16 protein-coding genes are annotated in these 17,062 nt (G+C 48.1%); 5 read left to right on the top strand and 11 right to left on the bottom strand.

Features of this window, described 5'->3' with window-relative positions:
* Positions 1–43: 43 nt before the first annotated feature.
* Together HMPREF2551_RS06940 and HMPREF2551_RS06935 are read right to left on the bottom strand one after the other, a co-directional pair.
* Positions 44–412 carry a rhodanese-like domain-containing protein gene (locus HMPREF2551_RS06940; protein WP_070838085.1) on the bottom strand — a complete coding sequence of 123 codons (369 nt, stop codon included), beginning with the start codon at positions 410–412 and terminating at the stop codon, positions 44–46.
* Positions 413–524: 112 nt separating this feature from the next.
* The gene (locus HMPREF2551_RS06935) at positions 525–860 is read right to left on the bottom strand and encodes a carboxymuconolactone decarboxylase family protein (protein ID WP_070838083.1); all 336 of its coding nucleotides are present in this window, start codon (positions 858–860) and stop codon (positions 525–527) included.
* A 130-nt stretch (positions 861–990) separates the two neighbouring features.
* Here HMPREF2551_RS06935 and HMPREF2551_RS06930 point away from each other — a divergent pair, with 130 nt between their 5' ends.
* A complete protein-coding gene (locus HMPREF2551_RS06930; RefSeq protein ID WP_070838082.1) occupies positions 991–1,947 on the top strand; it encodes a cupin domain-containing protein in 957 nt (318 codons plus the stop codon).
* Positions 1,948–2,048: 101 nt separating this feature from the next.
* Here HMPREF2551_RS06930 and typA read toward each other — a convergent pair whose 3' ends face one another.
* On the bottom strand, positions 2,049–3,860 hold the full coding sequence (gene typA, locus HMPREF2551_RS06925) for a translational GTPase TypA (protein WP_003746523.1): 1,812 nt from the start codon (positions 3,858–3,860) through the stop codon (positions 2,049–2,051).
* 419 nt (positions 3,861–4,279) lie between these two features.
* Between typA and bfr (HMPREF2551_RS06920) the strand changes: the two genes are divergently transcribed.
* Both bfr (HMPREF2551_RS06920) and bfr (HMPREF2551_RS06915) read left to right on the top strand, forming a co-directional pair.
* Positions 4,280–4,744 (top strand): bacterioferritin, encoded by a 465-nt coding sequence (bfr, locus tag HMPREF2551_RS06920; protein WP_070838080.1) that lies wholly within the window; start codon positions 4,280–4,282, stop codon positions 4,742–4,744.
* 29 nt (positions 4,745–4,773) lie between these two features.
* Positions 4,774–5,247, top strand: a complete 474-nt coding sequence (bfr, locus tag HMPREF2551_RS06915; protein WP_070838078.1) for a bacterioferritin — start codon at positions 4,774–4,776, stop codon at positions 5,245–5,247.
* 121 nt (positions 5,248–5,368) lie between these two features.
* On the opposite strand, the gene HMPREF2551_RS06910 is transcribed toward bfr (HMPREF2551_RS06915), so the two are convergent.
* Positions 5,369–6,484, bottom strand: coding sequence for a methyltransferase (locus HMPREF2551_RS06910; protein WP_070838076.1), 1,116 nt, complete (start codon positions 6,482–6,484; stop codon positions 5,369–5,371).
* A 226-nt stretch (positions 6,485–6,710) separates the two neighbouring features.
* Here HMPREF2551_RS06910 and HMPREF2551_RS06905 point away from each other — a divergent pair, with 226 nt between their 5' ends.
* On the top strand, positions 6,711–8,504 hold the full coding sequence (locus HMPREF2551_RS06905; RefSeq protein ID WP_070838075.1) for a 2-isopropylmalate synthase: 1,794 nt from the start codon (positions 6,711–6,713) through the stop codon (positions 8,502–8,504).
* An 82-nt stretch (positions 8,505–8,586) separates the two neighbouring features.
* Here HMPREF2551_RS06905 and HMPREF2551_RS06900 read toward each other — a convergent pair whose 3' ends face one another.
* The 5 genes from HMPREF2551_RS06900 to HMPREF2551_RS06880 all read right to left on the bottom strand — a co-directional run bounded on the left by HMPREF2551_RS06900 (position 8,587) and on the right by HMPREF2551_RS06880 (position 11,213).
* A complete protein-coding gene (locus tag HMPREF2551_RS06900) occupies positions 8,587–8,919 on the bottom strand; it encodes a hypothetical protein (protein WP_070838073.1) in 333 nt (110 codons plus the stop codon).
* 94 nt (positions 8,920–9,013) lie between these two features.
* Positions 9,014–9,499, bottom strand: coding sequence for a 5-(carboxyamino)imidazole ribonucleotide mutase (purE, locus tag HMPREF2551_RS06895; RefSeq protein WP_003746536.1), 486 nt, complete (start codon positions 9,497–9,499; stop codon positions 9,014–9,016).
* A gap of 78 nt (positions 9,500–9,577) precedes the next feature.
* A complete protein-coding gene (locus tag HMPREF2551_RS06890; RefSeq protein ID WP_070838071.1) occupies positions 9,578–10,333 on the bottom strand; it encodes a tetratricopeptide repeat protein in 756 nt (251 codons plus the stop codon).
* A 14-nt stretch (positions 10,334–10,347) separates the two neighbouring features.
* On the bottom strand, positions 10,348–11,016 hold the full coding sequence (locus HMPREF2551_RS06885; RefSeq protein ID WP_070838069.1) for a class I SAM-dependent methyltransferase: 669 nt from the start codon (positions 11,014–11,016) through the stop codon (positions 10,348–10,350).
* 11 nt (positions 11,017–11,027) lie between these two features.
* A complete protein-coding gene (locus HMPREF2551_RS06880) occupies positions 11,028–11,213 on the bottom strand; it encodes a DUF3460 family protein (protein ID WP_003746542.1) in 186 nt (61 codons plus the stop codon).
* Positions 11,214–11,430: 217 nt separating this feature from the next.
* Between HMPREF2551_RS06880 and HMPREF2551_RS06875 the strand changes: the two genes are divergently transcribed.
* On the top strand, positions 11,431–12,783 hold the full coding sequence (locus tag HMPREF2551_RS06875; protein ID WP_070838067.1) for a polynucleotide adenylyltransferase PcnB: 1,353 nt from the start codon (positions 11,431–11,433) through the stop codon (positions 12,781–12,783).
* Positions 12,784–12,887: 104 nt separating this feature from the next.
* Here the strand turns inward: HMPREF2551_RS06875 and rpoD are convergent, their stop codons facing one another.
* Positions 12,888–14,840 (bottom strand): RNA polymerase sigma factor RpoD, encoded by a 1,953-nt coding sequence (rpoD, locus tag HMPREF2551_RS06870; protein ID WP_070838065.1) that lies wholly within the window; start codon positions 14,838–14,840, stop codon positions 12,888–12,890.
* Positions 14,841–15,034: 194 nt separating this feature from the next.
* A complete protein-coding gene (dnaG, locus tag HMPREF2551_RS06865) occupies positions 15,035–16,807 on the bottom strand; it encodes a DNA primase (RefSeq protein ID WP_070838063.1) in 1,773 nt (590 codons plus the stop codon).
* Positions 16,808–17,062 lie beyond the last annotated feature (255 nt).

The raw sequence follows: 17,062 nt of genomic DNA, 5'->3' as shown, positions 1-17,062 counted from the left end.
CCGTCTGAAAAGTTTCAGACGGCCTTTTTAAAATCAACTAGATTTATTTCAAACCTTTTTTCACCAAGTCTTCATAACCGCCATGGTTGGTTACGTTGGTGTAGCCGGCTTTTTTCAGCTCAGTCAGCGCAGCTTCTGCTCGGCGGCCACTGCGGCAGTAGAGGTTGACCGGTGCGTTTTTATCCGGGCTGACGGATTTGATGCGGTCAACGATTTGGTCATGCGGAATATTGAGCGCACCTTGCAAATGGCCTTCTTTAAATTCTTCGGCAGAGCGGACATCAATCCAAACGCCTTTTGCTTTTGCAGGTTGTGCCGCACTTTTTTCAACTTTAGGCATAGAGGCTGCGGAAGCGGCCAAAGGAGTGGCCACAGCGGCGGCAAACAGTACGGCGGTCAGCAGTTTCTTCATGGTTCAATCTCCTATTAGACAGAAAACAATATGATAACTTTATCAGTTTAGCATTTCATCAGGCCGTCTGAAAGGGGAGTCAGCTTTCAGACGGCCTGATTTTACACACCGATTAGCGTTGGGTTTCTACTGCTTCCAAAGCGCGCAAAGCATATGTATAAGCGGCACCTGCGTTTAGAGAAATAGCGGTGGCCAATGCGCCGGCGATTTCGCTTTCGGTTGCACCTGCTTTGGCTGCGGCGGCTGCATGCACGCTGATGCAGCTTTCGCAACGTGTAGTAATGGCAACGGCAATAGCGATCAGTTCGCGTGTTTTGGCATCCAGTGCTTCGGCAGCGGCTGCTTGATCCAGTGCGCCGTAGGCTTGCAGCATTTTAGGATGGCTTTTGCCCAATTCGCCGAATGATTTTTTTACCAAGGCTGTGTGTTCAGGCCAATCTTTAAACATGATATTTCCTTTCTTGATGTATTCGGATAAGAATCAAAAAATCCTATCCGTTTGTGTTTGGTGTGTGTATTATTGCAATAATCAGACGAATTAAATCGTCAAAACATCTCATTTATTGGTAAAAAACACTATGGATATTTTAGATAGATTGGTCGAATTGGCGCAGATAAAGGGCAGTGTGGATGTTCAGTGCCTGTTTCAAGGGGAGTGGTATGTGCGGCATGAGCCCAAGCGTGCGCATGGTTTAGTGCATATCGTAACTGCCGGTTCGGGCTATATCCGAATTGATGGGGAGCAAGAGGCCAGGCTGCTGAGTGCGGGGGATATTATTTTCTTCCCCCGCAGCGTTGGGCATACTTTGAGTAGCGACAGTAATTGTGAAAATTTCGGTGTTCGCGTGCTGATGGCTGAGAATGGTGCATTTAAAGTCAAGCAAAGTCATGCTGGTGGGGAGGCGGCTTTGCATCTTTTTTGCGCAAGGTTTGAATATGAAGCGCAGGCGGATATGATGACGGGGTTGCCTGATACCGTTTTATTGAACATCAACCATCCGTCTTTGCAGTATTTGGTGACCTTATTGCAATATGAGAGCAGTCAGGCTTTATCCGGCTCGGTGGCAGTTGTGAATGCATTGGCTTCGGTATTGCTGGTATTTCTGCTTCGTGCCTGTTTGGAGAAAAATGAGGAAGCTCAATTAAGCGGTTTGCTGAATGGTTGGCAGGATAAACGTTTGCGGAATTTGCTTCAGGCAGTTGTCGAAAAGCCGGAAGAAGAATGGAATATTGAGAAAATGACTGCGATGGCCAATTTGTCCCGTGCCCAGTTGATGCGGGTATTCAAGCAGCAGACGGGAACAAGCCCGCATGCCTTTGTTAACAGCATCCGCTTGCAGCAGGGGGCGTTATTGTTGAAACAGACGGCGGATTCGGTTTTATCGGTTGCGCTTTCGGTCGGTTTTCAATCGGAAACGCATTTTGGTAAGGCATTTAAAAAGCAATATGGGATATCGCCGGGGCAATATCGTAAAAATGACCGACCTGATGAAGCGGCGGTGCAGGCGGAAGAAATGTCGATTTACTTTATTTAAACAGATGACAAAAGGCCGTCTGAAAGTGTAAAAGTGAAATCTAGGATTTCCAAAACACTTTTCAGACGGCCTTGATTTTAAAGCATGTCAATCAAACAGGATTAGTCCAGTTTTTTGAAATGGCGGCGGCGTTCCAACTCGCTCAGGTAGCGTTTGCGCAGGCGGATGGATTGTGGCGTGATTTCAACCAGTTCATCATCGTCGATAAACTCAACTGCGCCTTCCAAAGTCAATTTGATAGGCGTGGTCAGGCGGACGGCTTCATCAGTACCGCTGGCACGGATGTTGGTCAGTTTTTTGCCTTTCAGAGGGTTTACCACCAAGTCGTTATCACGGCTGTGGATACCGATAATCATGCCTTCGTAGACTTTATCGTTTGGAGAAACGAACATACGGCCGCGGTCTTCCAAGTTCCACAGGGCGTAAGCAACGGCTTCACCTTGCTCTTGAGAAACCAATACACCATTGTGTCGGCCGGGCATATCAGGTTTAACCGGAGCATAGTCGTCAAAAACGTGGCTCATCAAGCCGGTACCGCGGGTCAAGGTCATAAATTCACCTTGGAAACCGATCAGGCCACGTGCAGGAATATGGTATTCCAAACGTGTACGACCGTTACCGTCGCTTTCCATATTGGTCAATTCGCCACGGCGGCGGCCAAGTTCTTCCATGACCGCACCTTGGTTTTCATCCGGTACGTCCACAGTCAGGTTTTCGTAAGGCTCGCATTTTTGACCGTCAATTTCACGGAATACCACGCGCGGTTTGCCGACCGCCAATTCAAAGCCTTCGCGGCGCATGTTTTCCAACAAAATGGTCAAGTGCAATTCGCCGCGGCCGGAAACGCGGAAGACGTCGGCATCGGCAGTGTCTTCAACACGCAGGGCAACGTTGGTCAGCAATTCTTTTTGCAGGCGGTCGCGGATTTGGCGGGAAGTTACGAATTTGCCTTCAGTGCCGGCCAAAGGAGAAGTGTTGACCATAAAGTCCATGGTCAGTGTCGGCTCGTCCACGCTCAACATCGGCAAGCCTTTGGGATTGTCTTTGTCGGTAATGGTTACGCCGATACCGATGTCTTCGATACCGGAAATAATCACGATGTCGCCGGCTTCAGCTTCTTCCAAAGGTACGCGTTCCAAGCCTTGGAAGCCCAACAGCTGGTTGATGCGGCCTTGGGCGACTTGTTCTTCATGATTCATGACGGCAACGACTTGGCCGGGTTTGATGCGGCCGTTCAGGATGCGGCCGATACCGAGGCGGCCGGTGTAGTTGTCGTAGTCCAGTTGGGAAATTTGCAGTTGCAGCGTTTCGTCCGCGCTGCCGCTTGGTGCAGGCGTGTGTTTTAAGATGGTCTCAAACAGAGGACGCATATCGTTGCTCTCGTCGGTTTCTTCCAATTTGGCAAAACCGGAGAGGCCGGAAGCATAAACGATAGGGAAGTCCAATTGTTCGTCTGTTGCACCTAAGCTGTCGAACAATTCGAATGTTTGGTCGATAACCCAGCTTGGACGGGCAGACGGTTTGTCGATTTTATTGATGACGACGATCGGTTTCAGACCCAAAGCCAAGGCTTTTTTGGTCACGAAACGGGTTTGCGGCATAGGGCCTTCTTGTGCGTCAACCAACAGTACGACACAGTCGACCATGCCCAATACACGTTCCACTTCGCCACCAAAATCGGCGTGTCCCGGGGTATCTACGATGTTGATGTGGTAGCCTTCGTATTCGATGGCGGTATTTTTAGCGAGAATGGTAATGCCGCGTTCTTTTTCAAGATCGTTGCTGTCCATGACGCGTTCTTCGACTTGCTGGTTGGAACGGAATGTACCGGACTGGCGCAGCAATTGGTCAACTAATGTGGTTTTGCCATGGTCGACGTGGGCGATGATGGCAATATTGCGGATTTGTTTCATGATAATTTATAAGGTTTAGCTGGTTGCTTAAAAAAAAGATAACTGGCGATTATAGCACGATTCGCAAGTGATGACGGAATGGGTGATTTAAAAAAATCAGTCAAAAGCAGTTGAGAATAATTCATAATTAAATTTGATTGATTTTGTCGGATTATTTGCTTTTATTTATGGTTAACGAATGTAAATGTTTTTGAATAATGCAATGGATTCTTAATACTAATGTCAAAAAAATATTATTAAAAACAGGGGATTAATTTTTCAGACGGCCTTTTGGGTGGGTTAAATTTTTTGATAATTGTTTGTATTTTAAATAAAAAATTTGTCAAAACCGCTACTTGTGCATACAATTCGCTCATTCCGTAACAACACACGAATCTTCATTTCGTCATCATCAATTTTTAAAAGAAAGAGAAAGAATTATGCAAGGCAACCAAGCAGTTATTGATTACATGAATGAATTGTTGTCCGGTGAGCTGGCTGCTCGCGACCAATACTTTATCCACTCTCGTCTGTACTCTGAATGGGGTTACAACAAACTGTTCGAACGTTTGAACCACGAGATGGAAGAAGAAACTACTCACGCTGAAGATTTCATCCGTCGTATCCTGATGTTGGGCGGTACTCCTAAAATGACTCCTGCTCCAGTAAACGTAGGTACTGACGTTATTTCTTGCCTGAAAGCAGACTTGAACACTGAATACGAAGTACGCGATGCGTTGAAAAAAGGCATCAAACTGTGTGAAGAAGCTCAAGACTACGTTACTCGCGATTTGATGGTTGCTCAACTGAAAGACACTGAAGAAGATCACGCTCACTGGTTGGAACAACAACTGCGTCTGATCGAATTGGTCGGCGAAGGCAACTACTACCAAAGCCAACTGTAATCTAGCGTATAACATACAAGGAGCTGAATATGAGAGGCGATCGCTTAGTTATTCGCGAGCTGAACAAAAACTTAGGCTTGTTGCTGATTACCATCAACCAATACTTCCTGCATGCCCGCATTTTGAAAAACTGGGGCTTTGAAGAATTGGGCGAACACTTCTTCAAACAATCCATCCGCGAAATGAAATCCGCAGACGATTTGATCGAGCGTATTTTGTTCTTGGAAGGCCTGCCTAATCTGCAAGAATTGGGTAAATTGTTAATCGGTGAATCTACCGAAGAAATCATTGCCTGCGACTTGAAAAAAGAGTATGAAAAACATGATGCTCTGGTTGCAGCCATCGCTCTTGCAGAAGAGCAACAAGACTACGTCAGCCGTGATTTGTTGGAAAAACAAAAAGACATCAACGAAGAACACATCGACTGGCTTGAAACTCAGCAGGAATTGATTGGCAAAGTTGGTCTGCCAAACTACCTGCAAACAGCGGCGCAAGAGGACTAAAACACAAACCACTGCCAAATATAGCAGTCCCTGCTCCCATCAACGGCATATCTTTACGGATATGCCGTTTTCTTTTGTGGAAATGCTTAAAGGCCGTCTGAATGTTCAGACGGCCTTGATTTTATATCGCTTTCAAACGGTATAGATAAGTAGTTTCCTTGTTTCTGGCAAACGCCAAAGGATCGGATTCATCTATTGCTTTTTTGTGTTGCGGTTTGGTTTTCAAAATATCAACTACATTGAGTGAGGCCGTCTGAAAGCATTGGTTTAGAAAGTCTTTATCGCGCAAATGCAAGTGTTCTGCTAAGTCGGAAATAATCAACCAGGCTTCGCCGTTTGGATTTAAGTGCTGGTGTACGCCATTGAGGAACGCGGTCAGCATGGCATGATTGGGGTCGTAAAGGGCAGTCTCAATAGCGGAGGTCGGTTTTGCCGGCAGCCAAGGCGGATTGCAGACGATAAGGTCGGCGCAAGTTTCGGGAAATAAATCAATCGATTGGATGCTGACAGCTTTATCCAGGCTTAGACGCTCAAGGTTTGCTGTGGCGCAGGCTATTGCTTTTGGGTTGGTGTCTGTGGCGATGATGTCGGGTATGCCTCGTTTGGCCAAAATTGCGGCAATAACGCCTGAGCCGGTGCCGATGTCAAAGGCCGTCTGAATATTGGGAGCGAGTGGGGCTTGTGTGATTAAATCCAAATACTCGCCGCGCAGTGGAGAGAATACGCCGAAAGGAACATGGATTTTTCCGTCTAGCTGCAGAATGTCTATGCCTTTTTTGTGCCATTCGTGTGCACCGATAAAGCCCAGTAATTGATTCAGCGGCAAAAGAAACGGTTTGTCGTTTGGTGTGTCGTAAACATTGTGCAAGGCGGCGTAGATATCGGGTGCACGCGCATTGTCCAGTTGAAAATTAGGTTGGATTTCGATGGCAAGCATATTGAGCAAACGGCTTTGTTGTGCCTGTTTCATACGGTGGGCATGAAAGGCCGTCTGAATATCGGCAGGTACGCCTTTCTTTTTTTCAGACGGCCTGCGGATACGTTTTTTCATTGCGGCTAAGACTTGCTTGGCATTATGAAAATCGCCAGTCCAAACGGTTGCAGTTTGCGCGTGGGCATTTTTTAAGATTTCTGCTGCACCTGCTTCTTGTATGTAAACCGCCTGCTTAGGCGGCTTTTGTGTGCTTTCATTGCGCCATTCGATGTCGGCGCGGTCGGTTGGGATGATGTGGGGCATAGTGTGTTTCAAATCGGGGAAATAGGGGATTAGTTTACTATATTTAGGATATGTTCGGTTTGAGGGGGGCTTTTAATAGTCTAAATTAGACAAAATGTATAAAAATTTCTTAGGTTTTAAAAATTATACCAATATTTTGATAAAAATAGATTGTCGTTTTGTCTAAAATGAGTATAATGCAAAACCTAAACACAATAATCTTAATCAGATTTGGACAAGGAACATCATGCAATTAGACATTGACCGTTTGGTTGCCTATTTTGGCGGCGTAAACGCGCTGGCCGAAGCCCTGAAACAGCATGACCCGGAAAATGCTGCAACGACGGCGGCTATCTATAAATGGCGTACACGCGGTTCTCTGCCTTTGACTCAGTTACAAAAACTGACCGCTTTGGCGGAAGCGCAAGGCAGACCGCTTGATTTGAATGCTTTTTTACAAAAAAACGAATCTCTGGAGAGAACAGAAATGACACAAACCAACCGCGTTATCATTTTCGATACCACCATGCGCGACGGCGAGCAGTCGCCCGGTGCATCCATGACCAAAGAGGAGAAAATCCGTATTGCCCGCCAGTTGGAAAAGATGGGTGTTGATGTGATTGAAGCAGGTTTTGCCGCAGCCAGTCCGGGCGATTTCGAGTCGGTTAATGCGATTGCCAAAATCATCACCAAATCTACAGTTTGCTCATTAGCTCGTGCCGTTGAAAACGATGTGCGCAAAGCGGGCGAAGCCGTTTCCCCCGCACCGAAAAAACGTATTCACACTTTTATCGCCACCAGCCCCATCCACATGGAGCACAAACTGAAAATGAAGCCGCAGCAGGTCATCGATGCGGCGGTCAAAGCGGTAAAAATCGCCAAAGAATATACTGACGATGTGGAATTTTCCGCCGAAGACGCCGTGCGTTCGGATTTGGACTTCCTCGCCAAAATCTTTACGGCGGTTATCGAAGCGGGCGCGACTACCATCAATATTCCCGATACTGTCGGCTACTCCATCCCTTCCGTATGGTACGAGCGTATCAGTAACATCATCAAAAGCGTGCCCAACGGCGATAAAGTAGTCTGGTCGACCCACTGCCACAATGACTTGGGTATGGCGGTTGCCAACTCGCTGGCAGCCGTTCAGGCAGGCGTGCGCCAGGTGGAATGTACCATCAACGGCTTGGGTGAACGCGCGGGCAATGCCAGCCTTGAAGAAATCGTGATGGCGTTGAAAGTGCGCCACGACCTTTTCGGCTTGGAAACCGGCATCGATACCACGCAAATCGTGCCGGTATCCAAACTGGTGTCCACTATTACCGGTTATCCGATTCAGCCAAATAAAGCGGTAGTCGGCGCAAACGCCTTTGCACATGAATCAGGCATCCACCAAGACGGCGTGTTGAAACACCCTGAAACCTATGAAATCATGACTGCCGAATCAGTCGGCTGGTCAACCAACCGCCTGACTTTGGGTAAACTCTCCGGTCGCAGCGCATTCCGCAGCAAGCTGGCGGATTTGGGCATCGAATTGGAAAGCGAAGAGGCGTTGAATGCGGCATTTGCACGCTTCAAAGAGCTGGCGGATAAGAAACGCGAAATCTTTGATGAAGACCTGCACGCTTTGGTATCTGACGAAATGGGCAATATGAATACCGAAAGCTACAAATTCATTTCCCAAAAAATCAGCACTGAAACCGGCGAAGAGCCGCGCGCCGATATTGTGTTCAGTATTCGCGGCGAAGAAAAACACGCTTCCGCTAGCGGCTCAGGCCCTGTTGATGCCATCTTCAAAGCCATTGAAAGCGTGGCGCAAAGTGGCGCAACCTTGCAGATTTACTCTGTCAATGCGGTAACTCAAGGTACAGAAAGCCAAGGCGAAACTTCTGTCCGCCTGCAACGCGGCGACCGTGTGGTCAACGGTCAAGGTGCAGATACCGACGTATTGGTGGCAACTGCTAAAGCCTACCTCTCCGCCTTGAGCAAACTGGAATTTGGTCAAGCCAAGCCAAAAGCGCAAGGTAGAGGCATGATTTAATGTTTTGAACAAGTAAAGGCCGTCTGAAAACGTTGTAATACGTTTCAGACGGCTTTTTTATTAGTCCGAAGAATCAGCTCGATTATTGAAGTTTCAGCAGCCTATCTTGTTCGACGGACAATACGCCGTTTACCTTTTTGAAATAGGCAATGGCATCTTCAATCTTGGTCTTGGAAGACGGACGAATAGCAATACCGTTCAGGTTTTTGTATTCATAAATCAAACTTGCGCCGGAGGCTTTGACTGCTTTTAGCAATGGCGCAGAACCAGTTTGGGCATCATAGAAGATAATCAGGTTGCCGGTAGTATCTTGGGCTTGTTGCTGAGATGGAATGGCGGTTGATTGAGCAGGAATACTTGGGCTTTGGCAGGCACAAAGCAGGGTGGAGAGTAAGACGAATAGTAGCGTTTTCATGATGTTGATTTAATTTAATCAATAAACCAGGCCGTCTGAAAAGCGTAAAACGAAATCTAAGTTTCCCTTTACAATTTCAGACGGCCTTAGTCCGTTATGCTTCAGGCAATTCCATGGCTAAAACGGTTTGCTCTTGTTTGGCACGGAAAGCTGCCAATTTTTCAGCCAATTCAGGATTTTCGTTGGCCAAAAGTGAAATGGCAAACAGCGCTGCATTGGCCGCGCCTGCTTCGCCAATGGCAAATGTAGCAACTGGAACACCTTTGGGCATTTGCACAATTGAAAGCAGAGAGTCTTCGCCGCGCAGATATTTGCTGGGAACGGGTACGCCCAAGACGGGGACGGTGGTTTTGGCTGCGACCATGCCCGGCAAGTGCGCTGCGCCGCCTGCACCGGCAATAATGGCTTTGATGCCGCGTGCGCGTGCGGTTTCGGCGTATTCAAACATCAAATCAGGCGTACGGTGTGCCGAGACGACACGCGCTTCGTATTCAACGCCGAATTCTTTGAGAAATTGTGCTGCCTGCTGCATCACCGGCCAATCGCTGTTGCTGCCCATAATAATGCCGACTTGGATCATGAGGAGTTCCTTTTGCTTGAATGGATTAAGGGTAAAAATATTCAGACGGCCTTAAGGATGACAAGGCCGTCTGAACGTTTATCTTTGTTTCAGGCTGATTGCAGCACGTTTTGCCGCTTCGCTGTTAGGGAAGCTTTGCATCAGTTTGCGCCATGTGCTGCGGGCAATGTCTTTTTGTTGCAGTTTGTATTGGCACTGGCCGATGCTGTACATGGCGTCAGGGGCTTGCGGGCTGTTGCGGAATCGATTCGCATAGCGGTTGCCGATTTCGATAACGGATTCGCAGTTGCCCAGACGCTGTTGGCTTTGCAGAAGCAAATACATATTGCGGCGGGCAATTTCGCTGCCGTTGCCGCCGTCGGCTTCTTTCAAAATGGCTACTGCGGCGGAGAAGTTGTTGCGCTGATAGTATTTTTGCGCCTGGTTATAAAGGCGCAGCTCGTTTTGTGCGGCTGAATCTGTTTCAGACGGCACGCCGCCGCCATTGGCCAAATAGTTCATTTTCAGCTTGCGGTCGTCCAAACGCTGGGCTTTGGGTTTGGGAGCCAAAGGGGTTGGACGTTTGATGGTTCGCTGTTGTTCCAATGTGAGCAGGCGTTGATTTAATTCTTCAACGGTGCGTTCCAGTCGGGCGATTTGTATGCCCAAGTGGTCAATCTGGGTTTGTTCGTCCAAGCGCGGATAGGGAATATTTTTTTCAGGCAAAGGCTCGCGCGGAATATCCGGCAGGACAAAGTTGGCATTGTCGGCAGGTTGATGGGGATGGGAAACGGCGCATGATGCGGCCAATAGAGTAAGCGGTAAAAGAAACAGGGAACGTGATAATGTTTTCATCAGATTGTGTCGTTTTATTTTTTTAGCAGCAGTGTCAAACCGTCGCCGATAGGCAGGGTAATGGGAACAATGCGTGTATCGTGCGGAAGGTTTTGGTTGAAATGGCGCAGGATATCCAAGCTGGGCGGATCGTTTTCGGCAGCTTCATTCATGACGCGTCCACCCAACAAGATATTGTCGATGGCAATCACGCCGCCACTCCGTACCAGTTGCAAACAGCGTTCAAAATATTTCGGCGTAGGCGGTTTGTCGGCATCGATAAGCGCCAAGTCGTAGCTTTCCGATTCGCCTTGCGCAATCAAATCGTCCAAAGTCAGCAAAGCCGGCTGCAGATGAAGCGAGATTTTATGCGCTACGCCTGCTGCCTGCCATGTTTCGCGGGCAATATCGGTAAAGGTTACATTGATGTCGCAAGCCGTGATTTTGCCGTCTTCGGGTAGGGCGAGCGCCATGGCGGTGCTGCTATAACCGGTAAAGACGCCAACTTCCAAATATTTTTTGGCATTCAATAACTTGGCCAACCACACCAACATGGCTGCCTGCTCTTGGGCGATGGCCATCTTTCCCAGACGATGTGATTGGGTACGCTCACGCAATGCGGTCAAAACGGGATGTTCGTGCTGACCGATGCTGTTGAGGTATTGCTGTAACGCCGGATCGGTATTGTGGGTGTTGGTCGTCATGCCGATGCGGGTTAGTCTTGATAGTAGGTGTAAGGTTTTTTGTTGACTTTGGCCGCTTCAAATTCAGCCTGTTCGGCCGGATTAAGGGTTACATCCCACAGTAAATGGCGGTTTTCGAGGCGTTGCGCTTCTAATTCGGGATGGTCGGCCATGAGTTTGTCGAGGAATTGGGTAGCTTCGGATTTGTAGTGGTACATGATGTTTTGCCTGAATCGTTGTCAGACCGTCATTATAGCCGATATTTTTTGTCAATACGCTAATTAATCGAACTTCCATAAGGTATAATGGCACGTCTTTTTTAGGCCGTCTGAAGCCTTTGCTCAATGTTTTGTCTTTATCTACGGCAGGATATTGTGCAAAGGCTTAAGCCGGACAAGTTTCAGACGGCCTTTTTTATTGTGAAAAGAGCTGCTTATGTTAAAAAAATGGCTGCATAAAGTGTTGCCTAAAAAACACGTCAAGTCGTTGCCCGAAAAGGAGATTATTCCGCTTGAGCAACATGGTATCCATGCGGATATGTTGAGCTTTGCCGCTGAGAAAATTGCCAAACGCCTGCATGAAGCCGGTTTTCAGGCTTATGTTGTAGGGGGAGCCGTTCGGGATTTGTTGCTCGGGGTTGAGCCCAAAGATTTTGATATTGCAACTGATGCAACGCCGGAGCAAATCCGTAAAATATTCCGCCGCAGCCGCATTATCGGCCGTCGCTTTCAAATCGTTCATGTGATGATTGGCCCCGAAACCATCGAAGTGACGACGTTCCGTGGTGGTGATAAGGTTCAGCAGAATGCGCAAGGCCGCATTATGAAGGACAATACTTATGGCAGCATTGAAGAAGATGCCATGCGCCGCGACTTTACTTGCAATGCGCTGTATTACGACCCGATTAAAGAGGAAATTTGGGATTTCCATCAAGGCGTGGCTGATGTTGCCGATAAGAAATTGGTGATGATAGGTAATCCTGCTGAACGTTATCAGGAAGATCCCGTCCGTATTCTTCGCGCCGTCCGTTTGTCGGGTAAGTTGGGCTTTGAAGTGGAAGAGCAAACTGCTTTGCCGATTGCCGAATACGCAGGCCGTCTGAAAAATGAGCCGGTGGCCCGTCTTTTTGACGAAATCATGAAAATCCTGTTTTCCGGCCATTCCCGTGCCTGTTTGAAACGGTTGAACGAGTTGGGTATTCCCGAAGGCATCCATCCGCTTTTAGATGCCTTGAAAACTGCCGAAGCAGCCGACAAACGTATGATTATGTTGGCTTTGAAAAATACCGATGAGCGTCTTCGTGCGGATAAGTCCGTTTCCATCGGTTTTGTATTGGCGGCGGTATTATGGCCGACACTAAACGCCATTTGGCAACGCAATCAAAGCCATGGTCAAAAACCTGTCCCTGCGTTGATGGATGCGATGAACACCATGCGTGATACGGTGGAGAAAGGTTGGGGCGTTCCGCAACGATTCTCTGCAACCATGCGTGAAATCTGGCAATTTCAGCCGCAATTTGACAATATGCGCGGCGCGCGCCCGTATCGTCTGTTGGCGCAAGCCCGTTTCCGTGCCGCTTATGACTTCCTGATTTTGCGTAGCGAAGTTGGCGAGGTTGATAAAGAGATGGCTTCTTGGTGGACAACTTTCCAACATGCCGATGAAGAAACCCGTCAGCAAATGACTGCAGCCAATGATCACAAACGTCAGAAACAAAGTGGCTCAACCGATGGCAAACCTAAACGCCGCCGACGCCGTCCGAAAAAGAAAACCACTGAAGCCGAATAAAATTTAAGGCCGTCTGAAACGATTAAATCTTTTGAGATTTGGTTTTCAGACGGCCTTTTTACATTCCAATAAAAACCGCAGGTCTTTCAACCTGCGGTTTGCTTTTATGATTTGTTTTCTTCGCTGTCGAGGAAGCTGCGGAGGCGGTCGCTGCGGGTCGGATGACGCAGCTTGCGCAGGGCTTTGGCTTCGATTTGACGGATACGTTCGCGGGTTACGTCAAATTGTTTGCCGACTTCTTCGAGCGTGTGGTCGGTATTCATATCGATACCGAAACGCATACGCAACACTTTGGCTTCGCGCGGTGTCAGGCTTTCGAGGATTTCTTTGGTTACTTCGTGCAGGCTGGTGTACATCGCAGCTTCTGCCGGCGCAACGTTGTTGGCATCCTCGATGAAATCGCCCAAGTGAGAATCGTCGTCGTCGCCAATCGGTGTTTCCATAGAAATCGGCTCTTTGGCGATTTTCATGATTTTGCGGATTTTGTCCTCCGGCATTTCCATCAGCTCGGCCAGTTTGGCGGAATCAGGTTCCTCACCGGTTTCTTGCAGGTATTGGCGCGAGATACGGTTCATTTTGTTGATGGTTTCAATCATGTGAACCGGAATGCGGATGGTACGCGCTTGGTCGGCGATGGAACGGGTAATCGCTTGACGGATCCACCATGTGGCGTAAGTCGAGAACTTATAGCCGCGGCGGTATTCGAATTTATCCACCGCTTTCATCAGGCCGATATTGCCTTCTTGAATCAAATCAAGGAACTGCAAGCCGCGGTTGGTGTATTTTTTGGCAATGGAAATAACCAAACGCAAGTTGGCCTGAATCATTTCCTGTTTGGCGGCTGAGGTTTCTTTTTCGCTCAATACCATGTTTTTGTTGATTTCTTTCAACTCTTCAATAGAAATGCGGGTTTCGGTTTCCATATTGGCCAGCTCGGCTTGTTTTTCGAGGATGGCGTGGCGGAAACGATCTAAAGCATTGGCCCATACTCGGCCTTTGGCTACTTCTTTTTCAACCCATTCCAAATCGGTAATGGCAGGCAGGAAGTTTTCGATGAAGTAGTCGCGTTCCATACGTACGCGGTCGATGCAGATATCGCGGATTTCGCGTTCGAGTTTGCGGATATTTTCAACGCGACTGCGCAGGTTGCTGCTCAAATTTTCAATTTGGCGTGTGGCAAAACGGACTTCCTGCAGTTTGTTCGCAATGGCATCGCGGTGTTTCAGGTAGTTGGCATGTTGGCTGCCGTGTTTTTCCAGCTGCTTGATCATTTTGCCGTATTCGCTCTCGATAAAGGCGAAATGTTCCAACACTTTTTGTTTCAGTTCGGCCAAATGGGCGGCGGACATGGCTTCGGAATCACTGCCGGAGTCATCTTCATCATCTTCGTTGTCATCTTCGACTTCGCTGTCGGTCTCGCCTTCTTCATCGTCAGGTTTGGCATTTTCCAAATGACCCAGACCCAATTCGTTTAACAAAACTTCATTAGGGTCGATGATGGCTTCAACCACTTCATCTACGCGAATTTCGTCGTTGCGGACTTGTTCGATCAAAGCCAAAATCTCGGCAATCGAACCCGGGCAGGCGGAAATGGCCTGCACCATGTTTTTCAGTGCATTTTCGATTTTTTTGGCAATGATGATTTCGTCTTCGCGTGTCAACAAATCGACTTGGCCCATTTCACGCATATACATGCGCACAGGATCGGTTGTACGGCCGAATTCGGAATCTGCGCTGGAAAGTGCTGCTTCGGCTTCTTCAACGGCATCGTCGTCGGTCAGGGCGGCGGCATTGTCGCTCAAGAGGATGTCTTCAGCATCGGGAGCCTGCTCGGTTACCTGGATACCCAAACCGGAAATCATGCTGACGATGTTGTCGATTTGCTCGGCGTCGGACATATCGTCGGGCAGCGCGTCGTTAATTTCGGAATAAGTGATGTAGCCGCGTTCCTTACCCATAATAATGAGTTGACGCAGACGGGCGCGCTGCTCTTCGATACTCAAGGGACGGTTGTCATCTTGGTCTTGGTATTCTTCGTAGTTTTGGTTTTTAGACATGGATTGCTCTCTAGGTTGATAGGATGCCGACGGTTTACGGTGATGTGGCCGTACCTGAAGGCGGAGCAGAGCTTTTTGTTGTGAAATCAGATTTCACTTTAATACTCTGAGGCCGTCTGAAAATATTACGGATGGAGTGTTCTGCATGTCATGCTTCGCAGCGTGTGTTTAGATTGTTCAGACGGCCTGAGGGGTTAGTTTTGCTTTGCCGTCAAAAGCGACAGCAATAGTCTTTTTTCATTTTCGGTCAAACCAGTTTGAATACTTTTTTGCTTTAAAGTTTCGATTTGACTGTATTTTAATTCATTTAACAACTTTTTCATGCCGATTTGGAAACTTTCGCAATCTTCTTCGTCATCCCCTTCCATTTCTTCAGAGTGAAGGGTTGATAAAAAGATTTGATTGACGGTTTCCTCATAAGGCGAACCGCGCATATATTCAAGCACTTGTGCCGTTGCCGGAATCGTGGCGTGATTCTTGATGGTTTCGGCCAGATTGGCAAGGCAGGCAAAGTCGCCGCTTAAAGCCAGATAATCGGGCAGGTCTATATATGAAGCCCAAGCCGGATTTATCAAGAGGCTGCGTATCTGTCTTTGCACCAGTGTCAGCATGGTTGGCTGTTTGACAGAAATGGGCGGCAGTTTGTAACTTTTTTGTTTGATGTGCCGCTTGGGCGCTTCTTGTCCGAGTAACTGGGCGAGGTTGTCAGGATCAATGCCTACCAGCTCGCTAAGTTTTTGTTTCAGAAGGTAGCCCAATGCCGGCGCGCTAATCTGAGCCAAAAGCGGAGAACTGGTTTTGACCAATTCTGCTTTACCTTCTTGCGTATTGAGGTTGAGGCCGTCTGAAAGATGTTCCCAAAAATATTCGGAAAGGGGCTTGCTTTGGTTTAACAAGGCATCTTCAAATTGCGTCTTGCCGTAGGCGCGGATGTAGCTGTCGGGGTCGTGTTCTTCGGGCAGGAAGAGAAAATGCAGCGATTTATCGTCTTTTAATTGCGGCAACGCATTTTCCAGCGCGCGCCAAGCCGCTTTACGTCCTGCACTGTCGCCGTCAAAACAAAAATAAATACTGTCGGCCTGACGCATCAGGATTTTGACATGTTCCGCCGTGGTTGCCGTACCTAGAGCCGCTACGCCGTAGCCGATGCCGAACTGCGCCAAGGCGACGACGTCCATGTAGCCTTCGACCACCAAAATCCGTCCGGCCTCTTTAACTGCAGCACGCCCTTCATATAGCCCGTAAAGGTTTTTTCCTTTATCGAACAAAGGCGTATCCGGTGAGTTGAGGTATTTGGGTTTGGAGTCGTCCAATACACGGCCGCCAAAGCCGATGACCTGCCCACGCGGATTACGGATAGGGAACATAATCCGATGGCGAAAGCGGTCATAATGTTTACCTTCGTTATCAATGACCATGCCCGTATCCACCAACGCAGTATTTGGATAGGGTTGGAACACTTGTGCCAAAGGTTGCCAACCGTCGGGCGCATAGCCCAAACCGTAATGCGCGATGACTTCCGCACTCAAGCCGCGTTTGTCTAAATAAGCCTTCGCTGCCGGATTGAATTTCAACTGTTGCGCGTAAAAATCCGCTGCCGCTGCCGTTGTTTCTTCCAAAGTCTGCTGTTTTTTCTTACGTTCGGCACGGATTTCGGGGTTGTCTTCCTGCCCGCGAACTTTAGGCACCGTCATACCGACACGATCAGCCAAAAACTGCACCGCCTCCGGAAACGACAGCCCTTGATGCTCCATCACAAAACCAATCGCCGAACCATGCGCCCCGCAACTGAAACAATGGTAAAACTGCTTGGTCGGGCTGACCGAAAACGACGGCGTCTTTTCCTTGTGGAATGGACAACAAGCCATATAGTTCGCCCCGCCTTTCTTCAGCGGAACCTGCTCGTCGATAATATCGACAATATCGACTTTGGACAAAAGCTCGTCAATGAAATCAGATGGAATCATGGTTCGGCAGAAGAGGATGGACGGAAAACATTTCAGACGGCCTTATAAACAGACAAAGGCCGCCTGAAAATGGAATTTCGAATGAGGGTTGAAATGAGTTTTGTATTATAGCAAATTGTTGTCATACATGTGTCCTATCCTTTTGAGGTAGAGTATTAATCATCGTATTTCATTCGTAATTAAGATGGATATGATATAGCTAAAGCAAAGGCCGTCTGTAAGATATTCAGACGGCCTTATATATTGCGTTCCGTC

Source organism: Neisseria sp. HMSC066H01 (genome assembly GCF_001837375.1).
Lineage (GTDB): Bacteria > Pseudomonadota > Gammaproteobacteria > Burkholderiales > Neisseriaceae > Neisseria.
This window is presented reverse-complemented; position numbering and strand designations above follow the sequence as displayed.

Bases quoted from the DNA above. Each gene is read 5' to 3' on its own strand.
- HMPREF2551_RS06935 (WP_070838083.1), bottom strand. From the start codon at position 860: ATGTTTAAAGATTGGCCTGAACACACAGCCTTGGTAAAAAAATCATTC.
- HMPREF2551_RS06890 (WP_070838071.1), bottom strand. From the start codon at position 10,333: ATGAAAACATTATCACGTTCCCTGTTTCTTTTACCGCTTACTCTATTG.
- purE (WP_003746536.1), bottom strand. From the start codon at position 9,499: ATGATCCAAGTCGGCATTATTATGGGCAGCAACAGCGATTGGCCGGTG.
- HMPREF2551_RS06940 (WP_070838085.1), bottom strand. From the start codon at position 412: ATGAAGAAACTGCTGACCGCCGTACTGTTTGCCGCCGCTGTGGCCACT.
- bfr (WP_070838078.1), top strand. From the start codon at position 4,774: ATGAGAGGCGATCGCTTAGTTATTCGCGAGCTGAACAAAAACTTAGGC.
- typA (WP_003746523.1), bottom strand. From the start codon at position 3,860: ATGAAACAAATCCGCAATATTGCCATCATCGCCCACGTCGACCATGGC.
- HMPREF2551_RS06930 (WP_070838082.1), top strand. From the start codon at position 991: ATGGATATTTTAGATAGATTGGTCGAATTGGCGCAGATAAAGGGCAGT.
- HMPREF2551_RS06900 (WP_070838073.1), bottom strand. From the start codon at position 8,919: ATGAAAACGCTACTATTCGTCTTACTCTCCACCCTGCTTTGTGCCTGC.
- dnaG (WP_070838063.1), bottom strand. From the start codon at position 16,807: ATGATTCCATCTGATTTCATTGACGAGCTTTTGTCCAAAGTCGATATT.
- HMPREF2551_RS06880 (WP_003746542.1), bottom strand. From the start codon at position 11,213: ATGTACCACTACAAATCCGAAGCTACCCAATTCCTCGACAAACTCATG.
- HMPREF2551_RS06905 (WP_070838075.1), top strand. From the start codon at position 6,711: ATGCAATTAGACATTGACCGTTTGGTTGCCTATTTTGGCGGCGTAAAC.
- HMPREF2551_RS06885 (WP_070838069.1), bottom strand. From the start codon at position 11,016: ATGACGACCAACACCCACAATACCGATCCGGCGTTACAGCAATACCTC.
- HMPREF2551_RS06910 (WP_070838076.1), bottom strand. From the start codon at position 6,484: ATGCCCCACATCATCCCAACCGACCGCGCCGACATCGAATGGCGCAAT.
- bfr (WP_070838080.1), top strand. From the start codon at position 4,280: ATGCAAGGCAACCAAGCAGTTATTGATTACATGAATGAATTGTTGTCC.
- rpoD (WP_070838065.1), bottom strand. From the start codon at position 14,840: ATGTCTAAAAACCAAAACTACGAAGAATACCAAGACCAAGATGACAAC.
- HMPREF2551_RS06875 (WP_070838067.1), top strand. From the start codon at position 11,431: ATGTTAAAAAAATGGCTGCATAAAGTGTTGCCTAAAAAACACGTCAAG.